Annotated in this window: 19 protein-coding genes; 14 read left to right on the top strand and 5 right to left on the bottom strand. The window is 65.9% G+C overall.

Annotated features, from left to right (window positions below; translation table 11 throughout):
• Window positions 1–40 precede the first annotated feature (40 nt).
• The 8 genes from J7E45_RS10410 (at window position 41) to J7E45_RS10375 (ending at window position 8,405) form a co-directional block, all read left to right on the top strand.
• Window positions 41–1,531, top strand: coding sequence for an aldehyde dehydrogenase family protein (locus tag J7E45_RS10410; RefSeq protein WP_215068990.1), 1,491 nt, complete (start codon window positions 41–43; stop codon window positions 1,529–1,531).
• Window positions 1,528–2,286 (top strand): gamma-glutamyl-gamma-aminobutyrate hydrolase family protein, encoded by a 759-nt coding sequence (locus J7E45_RS10405; protein WP_215068989.1) that lies wholly within the window; start codon window positions 1,528–1,530, stop codon window positions 2,284–2,286. Before J7E45_RS10410 ends, J7E45_RS10405 begins: the two co-directional genes overlap by 4 nt.
• Complete coding sequence (locus J7E45_RS10400) at window positions 2,283–2,753, top strand: DUF3830 family protein (RefSeq protein ID WP_017829890.1); 471 nt, start codon at window positions 2,283–2,285, stop codon at window positions 2,751–2,753. Before J7E45_RS10405 ends, J7E45_RS10400 begins: the two co-directional genes overlap by 4 nt.
• A gap of 41 nt (window positions 2,754–2,794) precedes the next feature.
• Window positions 2,795–3,874 carry an ABC transporter substrate-binding protein gene (locus tag J7E45_RS10395; RefSeq protein WP_215068987.1) on the top strand — a complete coding sequence of 360 codons (1,080 nt, stop codon included), beginning with the start codon at window positions 2,795–2,797 and terminating at the stop codon, window positions 3,872–3,874.
• The gene (locus J7E45_RS10390) at window positions 3,871–4,698 is read left to right on the top strand and encodes an ABC transporter permease (RefSeq protein WP_029264225.1); all 828 of its coding nucleotides are present in this window, start codon (window positions 3,871–3,873) and stop codon (window positions 4,696–4,698) included. Before J7E45_RS10395 ends, J7E45_RS10390 begins: the two co-directional genes overlap by 4 nt.
• Before the next feature lie 2 nt (window positions 4,699–4,700).
• The gene (locus J7E45_RS10385) at window positions 4,701–5,501 is read left to right on the top strand and encodes an ABC transporter permease (protein ID WP_251053605.1); all 801 of its coding nucleotides are present in this window, start codon (window positions 4,701–4,703) and stop codon (window positions 5,499–5,501) included.
• The gene (locus tag J7E45_RS10380; protein ID WP_091027956.1) at window positions 5,501–6,544 is read left to right on the top strand and encodes an ABC transporter ATP-binding protein; all 1,044 of its coding nucleotides are present in this window, start codon (window positions 5,501–5,503) and stop codon (window positions 6,542–6,544) included. Before J7E45_RS10385 ends, J7E45_RS10380 begins: the two co-directional genes overlap by 1 nt.
• A gap of 97 nt (window positions 6,545–6,641) precedes the next feature.
• Window positions 6,642–8,405: an alkaline phosphatase family protein gene (locus J7E45_RS10375; RefSeq protein ID WP_215068983.1), complete on the top strand. Its 1,764-nt coding sequence runs from the start codon at window positions 6,642–6,644 to the stop codon at window positions 8,403–8,405.
• Window positions 8,406–8,481: 76 nt separating this feature from the next.
• On the opposite strand, the gene J7E45_RS10370 is transcribed toward J7E45_RS10375, so the two are convergent.
• Window positions 8,482–10,437: a collagen binding domain-containing protein gene (locus J7E45_RS10370; protein ID WP_215068981.1), complete on the bottom strand. Its 1,956-nt coding sequence runs from the start codon at window positions 10,435–10,437 to the stop codon at window positions 8,482–8,484.
• A 4-nt stretch (window positions 10,438–10,441) separates the two neighbouring features.
• Window positions 10,442–11,035 carry an RDD family protein gene (locus J7E45_RS10365; protein WP_215068980.1) on the bottom strand — a complete coding sequence of 198 codons (594 nt, stop codon included), beginning with the start codon at window positions 11,033–11,035 and terminating at the stop codon, window positions 10,442–10,444.
• Window positions 11,036–11,276: 241 nt separating this feature from the next.
• Between J7E45_RS10365 and J7E45_RS10360 the strand changes: the two genes are divergently transcribed.
• Window positions 11,277–11,987 carry a hypothetical protein gene (locus J7E45_RS10360; RefSeq protein WP_215068979.1) on the top strand — a complete coding sequence of 237 codons (711 nt, stop codon included), beginning with the start codon at window positions 11,277–11,279 and terminating at the stop codon, window positions 11,985–11,987.
• A 14-nt stretch (window positions 11,988–12,001) separates the two neighbouring features.
• Here J7E45_RS10360 and J7E45_RS10355 read toward each other — a convergent pair whose 3' ends face one another.
• The gene (locus J7E45_RS10355; RefSeq protein ID WP_308162097.1) at window positions 12,002–13,276 is read right to left on the bottom strand and encodes a hypothetical protein; all 1,275 of its coding nucleotides are present in this window, start codon (window positions 13,274–13,276) and stop codon (window positions 12,002–12,004) included.
• A gap of 26 nt (window positions 13,277–13,302) precedes the next feature.
• Window positions 13,303–14,169 (bottom strand): hypothetical protein, encoded by an 867-nt coding sequence (locus J7E45_RS10350; protein ID WP_215068978.1) that lies wholly within the window; start codon window positions 14,167–14,169, stop codon window positions 13,303–13,305.
• A gap of 247 nt (window positions 14,170–14,416) precedes the next feature.
• Here J7E45_RS10350 and J7E45_RS10345 point away from each other — a divergent pair, with 247 nt between their 5' ends.
• The 5 genes from J7E45_RS10345 (at window position 14,417) to J7E45_RS10325 (ending at window position 17,278) form a co-directional block, all read left to right on the top strand.
• Window positions 14,417–15,007, top strand: a complete 591-nt coding sequence (locus J7E45_RS10345; protein ID WP_215069769.1) for a recombinase family protein — start codon at window positions 14,417–14,419, stop codon at window positions 15,005–15,007.
• Window positions 14,994–15,131, top strand: a complete 138-nt coding sequence (locus J7E45_RS10340) for a hypothetical protein (protein WP_215068977.1) — start codon at window positions 14,994–14,996, stop codon at window positions 15,129–15,131. Before J7E45_RS10345 ends, J7E45_RS10340 begins: the two co-directional genes overlap by 14 nt.
• Window positions 15,132–15,341: 210 nt before the next feature.
• Window positions 15,342–15,488: a hypothetical protein gene (locus J7E45_RS10335; protein ID WP_215068976.1), complete on the top strand. Its 147-nt coding sequence runs from the start codon at window positions 15,342–15,344 to the stop codon at window positions 15,486–15,488.
• Window positions 15,489–15,648: 160 nt separating this feature from the next.
• Window positions 15,649–16,464: a restriction endonuclease gene (locus J7E45_RS10330; RefSeq protein WP_215068973.1), complete on the top strand. Its 816-nt coding sequence runs from the start codon at window positions 15,649–15,651 to the stop codon at window positions 16,462–16,464.
• A gap of 166 nt (window positions 16,465–16,630) precedes the next feature.
• Window positions 16,631–17,278 (top strand): hypothetical protein, encoded by a 648-nt coding sequence (locus tag J7E45_RS10325; protein WP_215068971.1) that lies wholly within the window; start codon window positions 16,631–16,633, stop codon window positions 17,276–17,278.
• A gap of 110 nt (window positions 17,279–17,388) precedes the next feature.
• On the opposite strand, the gene J7E45_RS10320 is transcribed toward J7E45_RS10325, so the two are convergent.
• A complete protein-coding gene (locus J7E45_RS10320) occupies window positions 17,389–18,444 on the bottom strand; it encodes an LLM class flavin-dependent oxidoreductase (protein ID WP_215068969.1) in 1,056 nt (351 codons plus the stop codon).
• Between the last annotated feature and the right edge of the window lie 9 nt (window positions 18,445–18,453).

The raw sequence follows: 18,453 nt of genomic DNA, 5'->3' as shown, positions 1-18,453 counted from the left end.
AGTATCCTCTCCAGGGCCAACACCCCTGGAGAGGACGATCGTGTTCACGGCTACGGGAGACGACTGGGCGGATCGCGCTGCGACGCTGCCCCTGCACACGCGCATGTTCATCGATGGCGCGTGGGAGGCGGGCTCTGCCGAGCCGCTGATTCCCGTGAGCCCGCGAGATGGTCGTGCGCTCCCGCCGATCACGGCCGCCTCCGCCGCCGACGTCGACCGGGCGGTCCGCTCGGCCCGCGCCGCGTTCGACTCCGGCGTCTGGTCGCGCATCGCGCCCCGCGAACGCGGACAGCTGCTCATCGCCTTCGCGCAGAAGATCCACGACAACGCCGAGGAGCTCGCCCTCACGATCTCGCTCGAGATGGGCAAGCCCATCCGCGAGGCCCTGCAGACCGAGCTGCGCGCGGTCGTGAACTGCTTCCGCTGGTACGGCGAGGCCGCCGACAAGGTGCTCGACGAGATGCCGGTCACCGCGCCGAACAGCCTCGCCCTGGTCACCCGCGAGCCGGCCGGAGTCGTGGCAGCCGTCGTGCCGTGGAACTTCCCGCTGACGATGACCGCGTGGAAGCTCGCCCCCGCCCTCGCGGTCGGCAACAGCGTCGTGCTCAAGCCCGCCGAGCACACCACGTTCTCCGCGCTGCGCCTCGCCGAGCTCGCGGTCGAGGCCGGGATCCCCGCCGGCGTCCTCAACGTCACACCCGGCACCGGCCAGGTCGCCGGCCGCGCACTCGGCGAACACCCCGACGTCGACGTGGTCACCTTCACCGGCTCGCCCGAGGTCGGCCGGAAGTTCCTCGGCTACTCGGCCGCGTCCAACGGCAAGCGCGTCTGGCCCGAGCTCGGTGGCAAGACCGCGAGCCTGGTGCTGCCGGATGCTGACCTGGAACGGGCCGTGCGCGCCACCGCCGACGGCTGCTTCTACAACCAGGGGCAGATGTGCACGGCATCGTCCCGCCTGCTGGTGCCGCGGGCTCAGCGCGACCGCGCGCTGGAGATCGCGGCCGAGGTCGCGCGCACGAGCCTCCCCGCCGACCCGTTCGACGTCGCCACCTCGATGGGCGCGATCGTCAGCGAGAGGCAGCTCGCGGGCATCGCCGGATTCGTCGAGCGCGCCCAGGCCGAGGGCGGCGAACTCGCCGCCGGCAGTGCCGAGCGGTTCCGGGCCGTCGACGGCGGCAGCTACTTCGCCCCGGTCGTGCTCGGCGTCACCCCCGAACACGAGGTCGCCCAGCGCGAGGTCTTCGGTCCTGTGCTCTCCGTCATCGCATACGACGACGTCGAAGACGCACTCGCGATCGCCAACGGCACCGAGTTCGGTCTGGCCGCCGCCCTCTGGAGCACCGACCTCAATGCCGTGCACACCCTGTCGCGACGCCTCCGCGCCGGAGTCGTCTGGGTCAACTGCTTCGAAGAGGGCGACATGACGATCCCCTTCGGCGGCGTCAAGGGATCGGGCTTCGGCCGCGACAAGAGCCTGCACGCCCTGGAGAAGTTCACCGACCTGAAGACCACCTGGATCGAGCTCTCGTGATCCGCCCGTTCATCGGCATCACCACCTGGCGCCGTTTCATCGACACCGACCTCGGCAGCGGTCGCCCCGCCCACAGCCTGGGCACGGAGTACGCGGCGCCCATCGAGGCCGCGGGTGGTGCCGTGGTGCTGCTGCCGCCGACCGCCGGTGTCGACGAGGTGCTCGACCGTCTGGACGGGCTCGTCCTCTCCGGCGGAGAAGACGTGCACCCCTCGCGCTACGGCGCCGCGCCGCAGGAGGGCAAGAACTACGACCCCTCGCGCGACGGCTACGAACTCGCGCTCGCCCGCGGAGCCCGTGAACGTGGTCTGCCGATGCTGGCGATCTGCCGCGGCCTCCAGGTCAGCAACGTCGCCTTCGGAGGATCGCTGATCGTCGACATCCCGACGACCGCTGACCACCAGCCCGTGCGCGGCGCCGACCAGCAGCTGGCGGCTCGGCATCCGATCACGCTCGCCGAAGGCAGCCGTCTCGCGGCGCTCTACGGCACGCGGAACCGCGTCGTGAACACCATCCACCACCAGTCGATCGACGTCCCCGCCCCCGGCCTCCATCCGGCCGCCTGGGCGCCGGACGGCATCGTCGAAGCCGTCGAGGCCGACGACGACTGGCCCTTCTGGGCGGTGCAGTGGCACCCCGAGAAGATGATCGCCCCCGATGAGGCCGCAGAGGAGATGCCGCTGTTCGCGGCGTTCGTCTCGGCCGCCCGTGAACGCGCAGCGGAACACCCCGCTGCAGAGAAAGGAACACGATGACCAAGCAGGTCTTCCTCGAGTACGAGAACGGCGTCCGCGCCGTCGCCACCCTGTTCGAGGACCTCGCCCCTCGCACCTGCGAAGCCATGTGGGGTGCGCTGGAGAAGCCGGTCACCATGCAGGCGATGCACGCGATGTACGCCGGACCCGAGGTCATGGTCGGCCTTCCCGAAGAGGCACAGAACTTCGACCCCGAGAAGGTGCCGTTCGAGAACCAGCAGGTCGTGCCCGCACCGGGTGACCTGCAGTGGTACTGGCAGCGTCCGATGCAGATGGGCGGCCTGCCGTTCGAGTGGTACGAGATCGGAGTCTTCTACGATCGTGGTGCCCGTACTCTCGGCCCGCTCGGATGGACACCCGTCAACATCTGGGGCGGCATCACCGAAGGACTCGCGGAATTCGCCAAGGAGAGCGCCGCGATCCGCATCGACGGAGCGAAGCAGCTCACCATCGGACGCCTGGTCTAAGGCGTTCACTCAGTGCTGGACCCATCCCGAAGGAGCAGTGCATGAATACCCGAAGAATCCTCACCACCGGAGCGCTCGTCGCCACCGGCGCCCTCATCCTCGCCGGCTGCGCATCCGGTGACGACACCGCATCCTCCGGCGACAAGGAGTTCGCCGGCGAGACCATCGTCGTCACCTCTTTCGGCGGCGACTGGGAGAAGGCCTTCATCGAGGCCGTCGTCGATCCCTTCGAGGAGGAGACCGGCGCTAAGGTCGAGTTGATCACGCTGTACAGCGCCGACGCCCTCGCACAGGTCACGGCCCAGAAGGCCAGCCCGCAGATCGATGTCGTGCACTTCTCGGGCGGCCAGGAGTTCACGGCTGCTCAGGACGGGCTCATCGCCCCGATCGCGGCCGACGACCTGTCCGAGTCCGGTGACCTGATCGACCTCGCGACCGCGGGGCTCGAGCGGGGCGAAGGCCCCGTCATCCAGCTGGCGCCGATCGGACTCGTCTACAACACCGAGGCGGATGCTCCGGCGCCCACCTCGTGGCTCGACCTGTTCGACGACGCGTACGCCGGTCACGTCGCCCTCACGGACTTCTCGAACACGTACGGCGTGCTCTCGATGCTCCGTGTCGCCGACGCTCTCGGCGGCGGAATCGACGACCCCTCGAAGGCCATCGCCGACCTCGGGGCACTCGCCTCGGCGGGCGACGCGATCGTGGTCCCGACGTCGCCCGACCTGCAGACCGCCTTCGCCCAGCGCGACACGTGGATCGCTCCGTACGCGATGGACTACGCCGGCACCCTGCAGGATGCGGGTCTTCCGGTCGAGTTCATCGTGCCCGATGAGGGCGCCACCGCCTCCCTCATCACGGCGAACGTCGTCGAGGGCCGGGACAACCCCGACCTCGCGAAGCTCTTCATCGACTTCGAGCTGCGCCCCGAAGCGCAGGCCGTCTTCGCGGAGAACATGCGGTACTCGCCGGTCAACACCAAGGCGGAGCTCTCGGACGACGCGGCGGATGCGGTCCTCACGGGCGACGAGCTCGACACGGTCGTGGTCTACGCGCCCGGCGACATCGCCGCCGACCGTCAGTCCTGGACCGACGAGTGGAATGCGCTGATCACCAAATGAGCGTCCGAACCCGTAGGGAGCCCTGGCTCCTGCTCCTGCCGGCGATCGCACTGCTCGCGCTCGCCTTCGTCACGCCGGTGGCCGGCATGCTCCTCATGAGCGTGCAATCGTCGGCAGGCGGGTTCACCCTCGACAACTTCACCCGGTTGTTCACGAGTGAATATCACCTCCAGGCGGCGCTCCGTTCGCTCCGCCTGGGGGTGATCCAGACGGTGATCACGCTCGTGATCGCCATCCCCCTCTCCTACGTGATGGCGCGGGCCGGCTCGAAGGTGCGCTCCTTCCTCCTGATCGTCGTGATCCTCCCGCTCATGACGAGCGTCGTGGTCCGCACGTTCGGATGGGTCGTCCTGATGGGACCCTCCGGGCTGATGATGCAGATCCCCGGCGCGGAGTTCCTCGTCGGCGGCACCCAGGGCTTCCTCGGCACCGAGACCGGCGTCGTGATCGCCATGGTGCAGGTGCTCCTCCCCTTCGCGGTGCTCAGCATCCTCGGTGTCATCTCGGGCATCACCCCGCAGCTCGAAGAGGCGTCCCGCACTCTCGGCGCCGGATTCTGGCGCACGCTGCGGCACGTCGTCCTCCCCCTCGCTGTGCCCGGCATCGTCGCCGGCGCCTCGCTCGTCTTCGTCCTGTCGGTGAGCTCGTTCATCACCCCCCGCTTCATCGGCGGAGCCCAGATCCCGGTGTTCGCGCAGACCATCTACGTCGACGCGACCACCAACCTCGACTGGTCGTTCGCGGCCGCGCAGGCCGTGCTGCTGTTCGCCGGGGTCATGCTCGTGCTCGCAGCGACGTCCCGGCTCGGGAAGCAGAAGGTGTGACCATGGTCCGTTCCGTTCCGATCCTCGGCAGAATCCTCGCGATCGTCCTCGGCGTCATCGTGACGCTGTACATGCTCGTGCCGCTCATGGTCGTCGCCGGTGCCTCGGTCGGCGAGAACCGCTTCCTGACCTTTCCCGGGCAGGGCTTCACGCTCGACTGGTACGTCGAGGCGCTCACCTCCGACACGTACCTCGAGCCGTTCCGCCTGAGCCTGCTCGTGGGTATCGCCGTCGCGATCCTCGCCGCCGCGATCGGCACCGCGGCCGCGCTCGCGCTCACCCGTTTCAAGGTTCCCGGCGGTGCGGCGATCCAGGCGCTGCTGATGTCGCCGCTGACGATCCCCACGATCATCCTCGCCATCGGCGCCCTCTCCATCGCGTCGCTCACGATCGGCTCGCCCAACGTGGGCGTGCTGATCGCGATCCACATCGTCATCGCGATCCCGTACGTGATGCGCACCGTGACCGGCGTGATGACCCGCGCCGACCACTTCACCGAGGAGGCGGCGCGCACTCTCGGTGCCAGCACCTGGAACCGCTACCGGCTGGTCGTGCTCCCGATCGCCCGCCCCGGCATCGCCGCCGGTGCCTTCTTCGCCTTCAACATCTCGTTCGACGATGCGGTCATCGCCCTCTTCCTGCGCACCCCGCAGCTCGAGACGCTCCCCATCGCCATCTACGGCCAGCTGGAGTTCAGCACGTCGCCCACCGTGGCGGCCGTCTCGACTCTCATGGTCCTGCTCACCGTCGTCCTCATGATCGTGCTCGAACGCATCATCGGCCTGGGAAGGTTGTTCGTCTGATGACAACACTCACCATCACCTCACTCACCAAGGACTTCAAGGGAACGAAGGTGCTGAAGGGCATCGACCTCTCGATGCAGTCCGGAGAGTTCGTCTCCCTCCTCGGCCCCTCGGGCTGCGGAAAGACGACACTCCTGCGCTGCATCGCGGGTCTCGAGTCGCCCAGCGGCGGCACGATCGAGATCGCGGGTCAGGATGTGACCAAGCTCCCGCCCGAGAAGCGGCACCTCGGCATGATGTTCCAGAGCTACGCGCTCTTCCCGCACATGAGCGTGGTCGAGAACGTGCGCTTCGGTCTGCGGATGTCGGGCGAGAAGTCGAAGGCCGAGCAGAAGGAGCTGGCTGTACGAGCTCTGGAGCGCGTGCAGATGGGACACCTCGCCGATCGGATGCCGGCGCAGCTGTCGGGCGGTCAGCAGCAGCGCGTCGCACTCGCCCGCGCCATCGCCTTCGAGCCCCGCGTGCTCCTGCTCGACGAGCCGCTGTCGAACCTCGACGCCCGGCTGCGTGAAGACATGCAGGTCGAGCTGAAGGAGCTGCACCGCACACTCGGGCTCACCACCGTGTTCGTCACGCACGACCAGGAGGAGGCGATGAGCCTCTCCGACCGGATCGTCCTCATGAACGGCGGTGTGATCGAGCAGGAGGGTGCACCGGCCGAGCTCTACGGCGCACCGCGCACCCCGTTCGCCGCCGACTTCATCGGGGCGGCGAACCTCCTTCCGGCGACCCGCTCGGGCGCTGTCGCGACGCTCGACGGAACAGGGATCCAGATGCCGTTGACCGGTGCGGGCCCGGACGGCGGCGGAGAGGTGGTGCTCCGTCAGGAGGACCTGCACCTGTCCCCCACCGTCGGCGCGGATGCCCCGGTGAGCGTCGACGTCATCGCCCACGTCTACCGCGGGGCCGACATCGTCTACATCGTCGAGCTCGCCGGCAAGCGGATGAGGGTCGTGCGTCCCCGGCACGAGGATCCGATCCCCGAAGGCACCGCCGGTCTCGGCTGGCGTGCTGGCGCCCTGCTCTGGATCGCCGCCGCCTGAAGGCCCGGCCCCTCGATCACCGACCCGACGCATCTTCACCAGGGGTAGTTCCACGGCATCCCACGGCGATGAGACGCCACGGCCATAGGATCGCGGCATGGCCGACGATGACGTGCAGTCCTCCCCCGCACCCGACACCTCCCGCCGAGGCTTCTTCAAGATCGGCGGGGCGGCCCTCGCGGGCGCGGTCGTCGGTGGCGCAGGCGGCGCTGCCATCGGAGCATCCGTCGCGGCGGGTGCGCGCGACGGCTTCGCCGACGATCCGGACCCGTACGCCGCGCTGACCCCGCGCAGTGAGCCGGGGTTCGACCACGTCGTGGTCGTGATGGGCGAGAACCGTTCGTTCGACAATCTCCTCGGGTATCTCTACTCGAAGGAGAACCTGCCGGCGGGTGAGAAGTTCGAGGGCTTGGCATTCGGCACGCACAGCAACAAAGCGTCCGACGGCACCGTGGTCGAGGCGCACGTCTACGAGGGCGAGACCGATCGCATCATGAGTCACCCCGATCCCGATCCGGGTGAGGAGTATCCGCACGTCAACACCCAGATCTTCGGAACGGTGGATCCGAAGTCGAATGCCGAGCTCTTCGTCGACCAGATGCAGGCGCCCTACAACGCCCCGACGAACGGCGAGAAGGCCTCGATGTCGGGGTTCCTCCAGGACTACATCATCAACTTCCGTCGGCTGCGCAAGGGCAAGGAGCCGAGCGTCGACGAGGCGAAGCACATCATGGGCTCCTTCTCCCCCGCGATGCTGCCGGTGCTGTCGACGCTCGCCGCCGAGTTCGCGGTGTTCGACCACTGGTACGCCGGCGTCCCGTCGCAGACGTTCTGCAATCGCTCCTTCTTCCACGCCTCGACGTCGCACGGCTTCGTGACGAACCAGGCCGGCGGCGGCTACGACAAGTGGATCGATGCACCCGCAGCGCCGACGGTGTTCAACCGGCTCGAGGAGAAGAAGCTCGACTGGAAGATCTACATCGACAAGCTCCAGCTCGTCTCCTTCACCGGCATGCTGCATGCCCCGGTTCTGGAGAAGTACTGGCGCACGGATCACTTCGGCACGATGGAGGACTTCTACGCCGACGCGAAAGACGGCAAGCTCCCCGCGTACGCCTTCATCGAGCCGCGGATGGTCTACGACCACAACGACTTCCACCCGCCGTTCGGCTCACCCCGGGAGGGCTTCGTCGAGGGCGAGGAGGTCTTCGACAGCGCGATCTCCGACGTGCGCGCCGGTGACCTGCTGATCCACGACATCTACGAGGCGGTGCGCACGAGCGCGTCGCCGACGGGGTCGAACGCCGTCAACACCCTGCTGCTGATCACCTTCGACGAACACGGCGGATGCTACGACCACGTGCCGCCGCCCGCCGCGACGAAGCCGACGAAAGACACCGAAGCGGGTGAGATGGGATTCACCTTCGATCGACTCGGATGCCGTGTCCCGGCCATCGCCGTGTCGGCGTACACGAAGCGCGGCACGATCATCCACGACGAGATGCACCACGGTTCGGTCACGGCGACGCTCTCACGGCTGCACGGCCTGGAGCCCCTCAACGAACGGGACGCCTCGGCCAACACCCTGTTCAACGTGGTGAACCTGGATCAGCCGCGGCATCCGGCCGACTGGCCGACGACGAAGCCCTCCTACACGCCGCCGAACCCGGAGGAAGCGGTGCCGCAACCCGACGTGAAGGAGCACCTCAAGCCGCTGACGCCCCCGGCGCGCGGACTGCTCGGACTGCTTCTGGCCCGCTATGGCAAGCCCGGCGAGAAGGAGCCGGAGACCTTCGCCGATGCGTACAAGATCCTCCACGAGCACGGCGAGGAGCTTTTCGGCCCGGCGAAGGGCAGCTGACCGCGGTCGCAGTCTTTGCCCGCGGTCGCACGATTCTCGGGGAACCGTGCGACGCGGGTGCGAATCTCCGCCCGGACTACTTCCGCGCGGAGCGCCGGCGGCCGAGGATCAGGAGTGTCGCGCCGAGCACGAGAACGGCAGCACCGCCTGCGGCCCAGGCGAGCGTCTCGGGACCGAGTCCCGTCGCGGGAAGCGGATCGGTCCCGTTGCCTCCATCGGTCGGCGGGGTGCTCGGGTCCGGAGGGTCGGTCGGGTCCGGCGGCACGACGACGGCATCGGCGGCGAGCGTGAAGTCCTGCTCGGCGATCACGTCTCCGGCGGCGGTGATCACGACCGTGCGCGTCGCCGAGCCGACGACGCTCGTGCCCGTCGGGGGAACCACCGTGAGGGTGTAGGTGCCGGGCGGCAGGGCGCCGAGCCCGAACGTGCCGTCCGCGTCGGACGTGAGCTGTTGCGGCGCGCCCGGTCCGGTGAGTGTCACCACCACGCCCGCGACGGGGGCACCGTCGTCGTCGCGCACGGTGCCGTCGATCGCACCGAGGCGCGCCAGCTCGAAGTCCACGTTCGCCACGTCGACCGCGGCCACCTGCTCGTTCCGTGTGACGGGAGACGTCGCGGTGAATCCTGCGGGGGTCGTCATCGTGATCGTGTAGTCACCGGCAGCGAGTCGGGGGAACGTGTACGCCCCTGACGCGTCCGTCACGCGCGTGAGGGTCGCCCCGCCGGGAGCGATCGCGGTCACGGTCACGCCGGCCACACCCGATCCGTTGGCACGCACCGTGCCGCGAAGATCCGCGTTCTCGGCGATCACGAAGTCCACGTCCGTGATCGGGACTTCGCTGCCGTCCGGAACCGTCACGGGCGGCGGCTGAGTCGCGACCGTGTAGCCCGGCGGGGTCGTGATCGACACGGGATGCGTCCCGACGGCCACCTGGTCGAACAGGTAGTTCCCGTCAGCATCCGTCGTCGTGGTCTGGCCGTCGATCGTGACGGTCGCACCGGGGACCGTGGCGCCGGTCGTATCGGTCACGGTTCCGGAGACCGCGACGGGCACGATGTCGCGGAGCCCGAAGTCGGCGACCGCGTCGCCCGCACTGAGGTTCGCGGCGACCGTGGTCGGTCCCGTCGAGATCTTGCCGGCAGGCGGGGTGACGCGCACCGTGTACCCGTCAGATGCGACGAACCCGGGGAAGGAGTAGGTTCCGTCCACCGCCGTGGTCGTCGTCCCCACGACCGTGCCGTTCGCGTCCGTCAGCGTGAGGGTGACGCCGGGCGTCGGCGCCCCCGTGTCGGTGACGGTGCCGGTGATGTCCTGGGCGATCGACGCGAACCACGTCTGGTAGACGGGAAGGCCCGAGCGGCGGGTGAAGATCAGGCTGAGGGAGCTGATCGGGGTGCTCGGCTCGAACCAGGCCGCCGCGCCGCTGGTGTCCAGGGCCGCCGCGTTGCCGGTGAGGGTGAGGGTCGTGGCATCCCAGCTCGGCACGTCATCGGCAGCACCGGTGCACGAAGGCTTCCCCGCGATTCCGGGGGCGCAGTAGTTGAACCGGTCCCGCAGCCCGATCTCCGTCGCGTCGAGCACGTGTCCATCGGGGGCGACGGCCTGGATGCGCACCGAGTCCGCGTCGATGTCCCCCACTGCGAAGGCCCACCCCGAGGTCGGGGTCGGCGTCGCGAAGGAGTACGTCGTGGTCGAGGGGCTCGTGGCGTTGTCGGCCCGGGGGCGCAGGTTCAGGTACGGCTGGTCCCTGCTCGAGCCGTACTTCGCCCCGATCGCGGTGCCCTCCGAGAGCCAGGTCGAGGCACCGCTGATCACGCCGACCTGTCCGCCGCGCGAATCGCTGGTCACGGTCGCGGTGATGGCGGGCTTCGCCGCCACCTGCACCGACGTCGTGAATGCCCCGCCGACACCGACGAGCGGCTGCCAGGTCGCCCAGGAGGCGACGGTCGCGGCCGAGGCCGGAAGGGCGCCGACGAGCACCGCGATGAGGACGATGGTTCCGGCGATGGTCGCTCTGCGGGAGGCACGCATGCGGTCAGATTACTGGTATACCGGTTTCACCGGAAGTGAATATCTCTCCGCGGACCACGCGTGTGCCCGCGATCAGGTCATGGGGTCCGCGTCTGTCCTTCTGGAACAGCACGAACGCGACGTAGACGAGCGGGAGCACGTCGGCCGCGACGAGGACGATCATCAACCACGCCGGGAACTCGGATCCCCCCTCTGCCACGATCGCGATCGTGTGCCACACCGCGAAATGCGCGATCTCCCACGGAAGCAGCTTGACGATGGTCCGCACGAGGATCCGGGGCCGTGACGGCCGGTCGCCGTTGCGCGCGTCCACGACCCGGAGACCGAGGGCACGCTTGCCGAGGGTCGCCTGCCGCGAGGAGGATTCGCCGAGGAAGAGGTAGACCCCCACCGGCAGCACCAGCAGCAAGAACCCGAGGAGCTGCGCGCCGGCGGTACCCAGCTCGAGCCAGTTGAACATCTCTCCCGTGATGGCGGTGAGGATCACCGTGACCAGCGCGAGGGTCGCCATCCAGCCGAGGATGACCGCGTAGTCCACGAGGAGTGCGAGCAGGCGTATCCCGGACTTCGGCCGAAGCAGGGGAACACGGGAGGGCATGGCCTCAATCTATGTGAGGCCATGCTTTCTGCGGATGCGCATGCTCGCGCGCGGCGTCAAACCGCGTCGCCCTGGACGGGTCCCTCGGTGTTCGGCCTCCAGCCGAGCGCCGGCGCCACGTGGGGAGTGGCAAGCGTGGCTCGATGGGAGCACATGCTGACTGGGTGTGTCACGCCACGGCTGAGGGCCGCGACCTGTTCTGGATCGTGGCCCTCGCTTCTGCTGTCAGTACGGTTGGCTCATGGAACAGACGAAAACCTGCTGGGTCTGTCGCTCTGAGCCCGCCACCACGGGTGAGCACAAATGGCCACACTCGTACCTGAGGAAGTACCACGCCAACGACTGGAGCGAGCTTCAGCATGGTCGCTGGGACGGCCACCGCTTCAACACCAAGGCATCGAACTCCAAGAATCTAAAGCACTCGGTTCTCTGTCCAAGATGCAACAACGAACGGACCGCGCCGCAGGACCGAGCGCTGAGCGCATTTCTGACCTACCTTGAGAACAACCACGACACCGTACTTGCGACTCGGACTATCTCGCTCACGGATGCGCTGGGCACCCACGAGCCCCTGAACTTCTACCGCGCACTACTGAAGCTTGAGTTCTCCCGGCTGAGCGATGACCAGCTAGACATCAGTCCCGAAGTAGCCGACTTCGTCCTTGGCTCGGAAGCCTGGGAGGCGGCAAACAGCAAGACCAGAATCGAGTTCCGCATAGCTGAGGAAATGGTCCCGAGGGGGCTAGGAGACCCCTTCGAGACCGACGCCCCGTTCTACGAGGATCCCTACTTCGTCTCGCATCAGATCAACTTCGGCTGGTTCGGGGTGCACTACCTCTACGCACCGACCGAGCGCCCGGACCTTCCCTGGCCTGACTGGTCGATGGGCTATTTGCTGCTATCTAACCGCGGTTTCGATGCTCGCCCGGGTCAGCTGTTCCCTGAGCTCTGAGGAGTAAGGCACCTTCAGAGCATGTAGACCTTGAGGTCTTTATCCTCGTCTTTCCAGCTCGCGCACTTTGGATGAGTGGAGAGCCAGTATCGAATCGCGCCCAGAGCCGAGTTGATGTCGTCCAGAAGCTCAATCTGCCGATGGATGAAGGTCCTGTCGGTCATGTTTGGACGAATCGAGTGAGCGGGAGCTTGGCGAGCTTTCCTGACATCTCGCAGCGGTCCGAGAACTCTCCTCGCCCGCTCTTCTGCCACACCTGCGCCCTGCATGAAGCGCTGGAAGCGATTGAGCGTGCCGATCCGTTCGCCGTTCTCCTCGACGGCGGGCACGCCCGCGGCCTTGAAGAAGTCCGAGCGTAGGTTGTCCGACAGAACCTTGTCGAGCTGAAGCATGAAGTCATCCCACTCGCGCTGATCGGGGCGGAGGAGCCAGCCCATGTCTGCTGGTCGGTCCGTCGAGCGGAAGAGCGGTTCACCGAAAGACAGCATCGCGAGATCGTTGAGGTTCTTCAATTCCATGAAGAGCTTCTCGATCGGACCGACGCCGTCAGGCCAATGACCCATCTGAGCCATCCACCAGAGGGGGTGCGGCTCGAGATTCTCCTCGTCGACCTGGTATGTCTCCCATCGGCGCTGATGCTCCGGCGTCAGTGTGATGAGGTCGCAGTAAAAGACAGCCACTCGACGAAAGATCGGCGACTCGGCGTCCGTAGGATCGTAGCCACTCAGGTCATAGGCGAAGCCGATGTGACTCAGACCCACATGGTCGCGCTCGAACACATCCTTGTCCTCAAATGCCTCGTCAGTGAGGCCCATGCTCGCTCCCGAATCGCCGAAGCCGAATCGGAACCGGCTGTCGTTGCGGTATTGCTCAAGGACATCGAACTGAAAGTAGGCCAGCTCCAAGGTGCCTTTGCCCCGTGCCATCGCTCTCCCGTAGGGACGGCCGTTGAGACGAGCCGGGAGCCGGACTCCCTTCATCCCGGCAGGGGTGGGATACAGACAAACGCCGTAGTCCGACGGGGACAGCTCCCGCATGTCTTCGATCTGGTTCTCCGTAGTCCGCCGTGAGGGCCAAGGGCGAATGTGGATGTTCATGTAGTCCGCGCCTGTAACCACCTGGACGAGGCCGGCATCGACAAGCTCGATCGCGGGTTGGCGCACTGGGTCTACGAGCTTCCCGTAGATATGCAGGCCGTTGCAGTCTCGGGATCCGAGATAGCGCTCTCGGATGCGTCTCATCAACTCCGCTGCTTCGGGGCTGAGCTCAGGCTGCTGCTTCGTTGCCACAGGTTCCTCGATCGGTCTAGCGTCGGCTAGTTGTTCGAGATAGGGCTAGGTACAACGGGCACGACGACGCCTGAAGTGAACCATTGCACGAGCGTTGCCGCCAGGATGACAGCCGCCCTAGCTTCCTCTAGCGTCGCGTCTGCGTAGTCAGGGCGTCCGTGCCTACTCTCATGCCCTCTCCAGATGGTCCGGAGCATCATGGCAAGACTCTTGGCACCCGGAGCCTTCGGGCTGTCCCGAAGCACCAATCGCCACTTTGGGGTTTCGGCTTCCAGGATCGAGAAGAGGTTTGCGAGAGTCGGGTCCGGTCCCCCGACGGGGATCACAGAGAGGGCCGCTGTTTCGACTGCTACTACGGCGTGACTGTAGGCCACGGAGGCTCTGGGATTGGTGCCGTACGCATCGAGCCACGCTTCCTGCAGTTTGCTGGATGCTGCGTCCGTTCCGCTTAGCGCTTCGCCCAGCGCCTTGCGAACCCCGTCGGAAACGCGCTTGACGAGCCGTGCCTTGGTCTGATGCCACCGGGTGACCGTCCAGGCAGAGCCGCCGTCGCTCAGCGGTTTTTCCAGGGGGTGTTCGCTTGCTCCACCGGCGAAGTGAGTGGTGCTCGCGAGGTAGTCCAACAGGTTCGTGAAGGTGGCGTCATCGAGCTTGCGCAAGCTCGGCAGCACCTGGTTATCCCAGCTCAGAAGGCCTTCTCCCCGAAATCCGAGATCAGTGCGGGCGGCGTTCTGGAAGTCGATGAACCTGTTCCGGTAGACATACCCTCGGTCCTCATTGACAGCGCGCGCCATCCAGCGGAACAGTGCTTCCCGCAGGTAGCTCGGGAACTCCTCGGTCAGTGCGTCTTCTCGACCGGTCGGGATCACGGGCCGCCATGCTTCTTCGCTCACGACATCAGAATAGCGAGCATGCCCGACGCTCGTTCCTGGGCGGCCTGTGGTGTCGCACACCTGTTCCTGGAGCGGATCACTTAACGAGCGTTTCGTGTCAACCGTTAGTTGATATGAACTCTCGGCACCACTAAACGGTTGCCATTTAGTCGCAGAGCAAGGAGTAGGAAAATGACCGAGAAAAAGACAGGAGTCGGCATTCTGGAAGGTCGAGGACGAGGAACGAGTACCGACTTGCTACGGATACATCCGAGCGTCGACCGAAGAGCAGCGCGGGACGCTCATTACTCAGAAGGACGAGCTAGAAGCGGCTGGCAGCGTCCGGGTGTTCGTGGATGATGACCAGTCCGGCATGAGCAACATGACTGACGAGGGAACGGCTTGGCAGGAGCTTTCGACAGTGGTCCAGCCGGGTGATCGAGTGGTGGTTATCTCGCTCTCTCGACTCGGCAGAGAGAATCACGAGCTGATCTATGCTGTGGGCCAGCTCAACAAGCGGGGCGTGAGCGTGTGGACACTCGACGATGGTCTCATCTATGACGACATCAACAACGAGACTCAGATCCTCAACCTCAACATCAAGTCTTTCTCTGGAACCTCTGAAGTTCTGAAGACTCGTGCCCGGACTAAGACCGCACTCAAGCTGCGGAGCGCGGCGGGGATGAAGCTCGGTCAGGAGCCGAAGCTTTCGCGGAGTCATGTCGCATACATCCAGACACTCTACGCAGAAGGGCACGGGATCAAGCACATTGCCGGGGCCGTCAAGGTCCACAGCAAGAAAGCACGGCAGGGAGATGCCCATCAGCCCGACGACTGTTCAAAAGGTGCTCAACGGTAAGTGCGAGATGACGGTAGAGGAGTGGCAAGTCACCAACGACAAGGTGCGGGAGCAGATGTACAAGACAGCCGGCACGATGCGCCGGGTCAACCAGCTCAAGCGAGAGGAGGCCGCTGATGCCTGAGCGATTCCACAACCCTCGCCCGAGCCAGGAGATCCCTCGCTACAACGGAACCATCCCCCGAGGCTCCGCCTCAGCACCACCAGCCGCGCCGCTACGAACCGCGCCAACAGCCCAAGCGGGTTGTGCAGCTTCGTGGTGCGTGGTGGGTCTGGCTCTCGATCGGCATCGGCGTGACTGTCGTCGCCGGTGCGCTCTTTGGAGGTGGTGGCAATGGCTATCAAGCTGAAGCAACAGCCCAAGAGGATCGCTCGCTCGTTCCACGCGTGGCTCCCCTGGCACACCAAACTCCTCGTGCCGGTTGTCGTGGTCACGGCGCTCCTGTTCGGGGTGGCGTGGGTGGCAGAGCTATTCATCTGACCGATATGAGAAACCAGACGGATCGCCTGATCCGCCGTTGAAGGTTCAAAGTGTTGAAGGCCGGGGATCAAACGAATCCCCGGCCTTCTTCGTGCCCTCAGCGCGCCGCCCTCTGGTTCGTGCCGCGTTCCCCCCACGGGTCGATCCATATACTCAGGGCATGGAGAAGACGCCGGAGGATCGGCCCGAAGTGCAGGAGCCGGATCTCGATGAATCCGAAGATGACTTCGCCCTCGGCTCCCTCGATTTCTCGGGTCTGTCGCCCACCGACTTCGAGGAGTTCTGCTTCGACCTCGTGTCCGAAAGTGGCTTCTCCAATGTTGACTGGAGGAAGGGAACTCCGCTCGCTGCCTCACCCTCGGACCGAGGCCGCGACATCGTCGCTTCAAAGACGCTCAGAGACATCGACGGCCACGAGTACCAGGAGCGCTGGTTCATCGACTGCAAGCACTACGCAAGAGGCGTGCCGCCCGATGCCCTCCAGGGCACGCTTGCCTGGGCCAACGCAGACCGTCCCGCTGTGGTTCTCTTCATCGCCTCTGGCTACCTCACGAACGGAGCCAAGGACTGGGTGGCAAAGTACGAGCGCAGCAATCGCCCGCCTTTCCGCATCCGCGTATGGGAGAAGCCTCAGCTCCTCCGGCTAGTCGAGACGAATCTCGATCTGGCCTTCAAGCATGATGTCGGCACGAGCACGCTCAGGCGAGTGACCGAGATCCTGGCGGCAGAGTCTGAGCTGATGGATCGGCTCTGGTACGGGCGAAAGCCCTCCGATGAGGATGTAGCGACCAGGGAGGACCTGTCCGAGGATCTGAAGGCTGGCCTGCTTGCCTCGAAGCGTCGAATGGAGGAGCAATACGGCGTGGAGGAGCTGGCAAAGGATGTCTCATCGGACTGGACCTGGGGCTACCTCTCGGGCAGGATCTCGGCTGTGCGCTGGGTTCTCGGCGATGACTGGCACAATCTCGACAGCTGATCCCCGGTCTTCTTCGTGCCCTCAGCGCGCCTAAGCTGCGATCTCAGCCCGCCTTGGACGATCCTCGACAGTGTGTGCATGTCGACGAGGAGACGGGTTCAGATTGCCGTGTATGGATACTCATGAGGATTGCCCCAGGGGTTTCCTATGCGCGAGTATGACGCTCATGGACCTTCAGCAAGCGGTAGATCAGTTTGACAATGCGATCACCCACTGCGACAACCTCGTCGCGGTCCACCGCGGCCACGGCGGAGCAAATCGAGGGCGCCGGTACCTGGAGGTCTCAATCGACCGCGCAGTCATTGTGCTCGCAGTAGCCGCTTGGCAAGCAGCGGTGCAAGACCTAACCACAGCGCTTCTGGACACTGCGCGACCGACCGGCCCGACTCCTATCGACATCGCGCGCTACGACACATTAACCGGATCAGCCAGAAAGGCGATCACCGACTTTGCAACTCCCAACGCTGAGAACACCCGGCGGCTGATGGTCAGTGCGGGTTTTGATCCACGGCCGCTCTGGACATATACCATCGCCGGCGGCCAAGGAAGACCTCGCACCACTTGGACACCTCACATGGTCTCAGTCAGGCTCAACGAGTGGCTGAAAATTCGACACGCGCTCGCACATGGCCACGAGACTCTTCCCGTCAATCAAGCGCTACTTGCGGTTCGCAATCTCGGAGTTACCTCCGACCCAACTCTCCAGCTGAAGGACGCGGAGGGTTGCATCGCATTCCTGAACCGCCTTGTCCGGCTTACCTCGACAGGGCTTGCTACTCATCTCGGAATCACGATCGTCTATCCGCGAGGCTAGACGCGTTGATGTGAGTCCAGAACCGTACGGCTAATAGACCGACGGCTCTGCGATCTCAGCCCGCCCTAGACGATCCTCGACAGTGCGTGCATGTCAACCGGGAGGCACGCTCAGATCTCGTATCCCTGAACGGGTCCCTCGGTGTTGGGCTTCCAGCCGAGCGCCGGCGCGACGTGCGTCGCGAACGCCTCCAGCACGTGCAGGTTGTACTCCGGACCCAACTGGTTCGGGATCGTCAGAAGGAGGGTGTCGGCAGCCATCACGGCCTCGTCCTGCTTCAGCTGCGCGATGAGCACGTCCGGCTCGGCGGCGTAGGTCTTGCCGAAGGTCGAGCGGAATCCGTCGATCACACCGATCTGGTCGGCGTTCTCTTCGCTGCGCAGGCCGAAGTACGCCCGATCCATGTCGGAGACGAGCGGGAAGACGCTGCGGCTGACCGAGATCCGCGGGCGGCCGGTGTGTCCTGCCTCCTTGTATGAGGAGCGGAACAGCTCGATCTGCTCGCGCTGCAGCTCGTGGAACGGCTGACCGGTCGCCTCGGTCACGAGGGTGGAACTCATCATGTTGAGCCCCTTGCGTCCGGTCTCCTCGGCCGTGGCGCGCGAACCCGAGCCCCACCAGATGTGATCGCGCAGGGTCGGCGACTGCGGCTCGATCGCGAGGTACCGACCGGCACCCACCATCCGCGGGTCACCGGGAGCGAGGCCCTCGCCGTCGATCGCCCGCAGGAACAGGTCGAACTTCTCCCGCGCGAGCACACTGCCGCGCTCCGGGTCCTCTTCGTCGACGTAGCCGAACGTCTCATAGCCGCGCAGCGCCGTCTCGGGTGAACCACGGCTCACGCCGAGCGCGATCCTGCCGTCGGCGATGAAGTCGAGGGCGGCCGCCTCTTCGGCGAACTGGAACGGGTTCTCGTAGCGCATGTCGATCACGCCGGTGCCGACTTCGATGCGCTTCGTGCGCGCGGCCATCGCCGACAGCAGCGGCATCGGGGACGCGGCCTGACGCGCCCAGTGGTGCACGCGCACCGAGGCGCCGTTCACACCGATCTCGTCGGCCCCTTCGGCGATCTCGATCGTCTGCTTCAACATGTCGCCCGCGGTGCGGGTCGCCGAGCCGGGCACGTCGGCGTAGTGACCGAAAGAGAGGAATCCGAAAGCCTTCATGATCTATTC

The sequence above is a fragment of the Microbacterium sp. ISL-59 genome, from assembly GCF_018613945.1.
In the GTDB taxonomy this organism is placed as follows: domain Bacteria; phylum Actinomycetota; class Actinomycetes; order Actinomycetales; family Microbacteriaceae; genus Microbacterium; species Microbacterium oxydans_B.
The sequence above is the reverse complement of the archived record's forward strand: the minus strand, read 5'-3'. Positions and strand labels throughout refer to the sequence as shown.

Coding starts and splice junctions, on each gene's coding strand:
- J7E45_RS10400 (WP_017829890.1), top strand. CDS start 2,283: ATGACCAAGCAGGTCTTCCTCGAGTACGAGAACGGCGTCCGCGCCGTC.
- J7E45_RS10395 (WP_215068987.1), top strand. CDS start 2,795: ATGAATACCCGAAGAATCCTCACCACCGGAGCGCTCGTCGCCACCGGC.
- J7E45_RS10390 (WP_029264225.1), top strand. CDS start 3,871: ATGAGCGTCCGAACCCGTAGGGAGCCCTGGCTCCTGCTCCTGCCGGCG.
- J7E45_RS10385 (WP_251053605.1), top strand. CDS start 4,701: ATGGTCCGTTCCGTTCCGATCCTCGGCAGAATCCTCGCGATCGTCCTC.
- J7E45_RS10380 (WP_091027956.1), top strand. CDS start 5,501: ATGACAACACTCACCATCACCTCACTCACCAAGGACTTCAAGGGAACG.
- J7E45_RS10375 (WP_215068983.1), top strand. CDS start 6,642: ATGGCCGACGATGACGTGCAGTCCTCCCCCGCACCCGACACCTCCCGC.
- J7E45_RS10370 (WP_215068981.1), bottom strand. CDS start 10,437: ATGCGTGCCTCCCGCAGAGCGACCATCGCCGGAACCATCGTCCTCATC.
- J7E45_RS10365 (WP_215068980.1), bottom strand. CDS start 11,035: ATGCCCTCCCGTGTTCCCCTGCTTCGGCCGAAGTCCGGGATACGCCTG.
- J7E45_RS10360 (WP_215068979.1), top strand. CDS start 11,277: ATGGAACAGACGAAAACCTGCTGGGTCTGTCGCTCTGAGCCCGCCACC.
- J7E45_RS10335 (WP_215068976.1), top strand. CDS start 15,342: ATGGCTATCAAGCTGAAGCAACAGCCCAAGAGGATCGCTCGCTCGTTC.
- J7E45_RS10330 (WP_215068973.1), top strand. CDS start 15,649: ATGGAGAAGACGCCGGAGGATCGGCCCGAAGTGCAGGAGCCGGATCTC.
- J7E45_RS10325 (WP_215068971.1), top strand. CDS start 16,631: ATGGACCTTCAGCAAGCGGTAGATCAGTTTGACAATGCGATCACCCAC.
- J7E45_RS10320 (WP_215068969.1), bottom strand. CDS start 18,444: ATGAAGGCTTTCGGATTCCTCTCTTTCGGTCACTACGCCGACGTGCCC.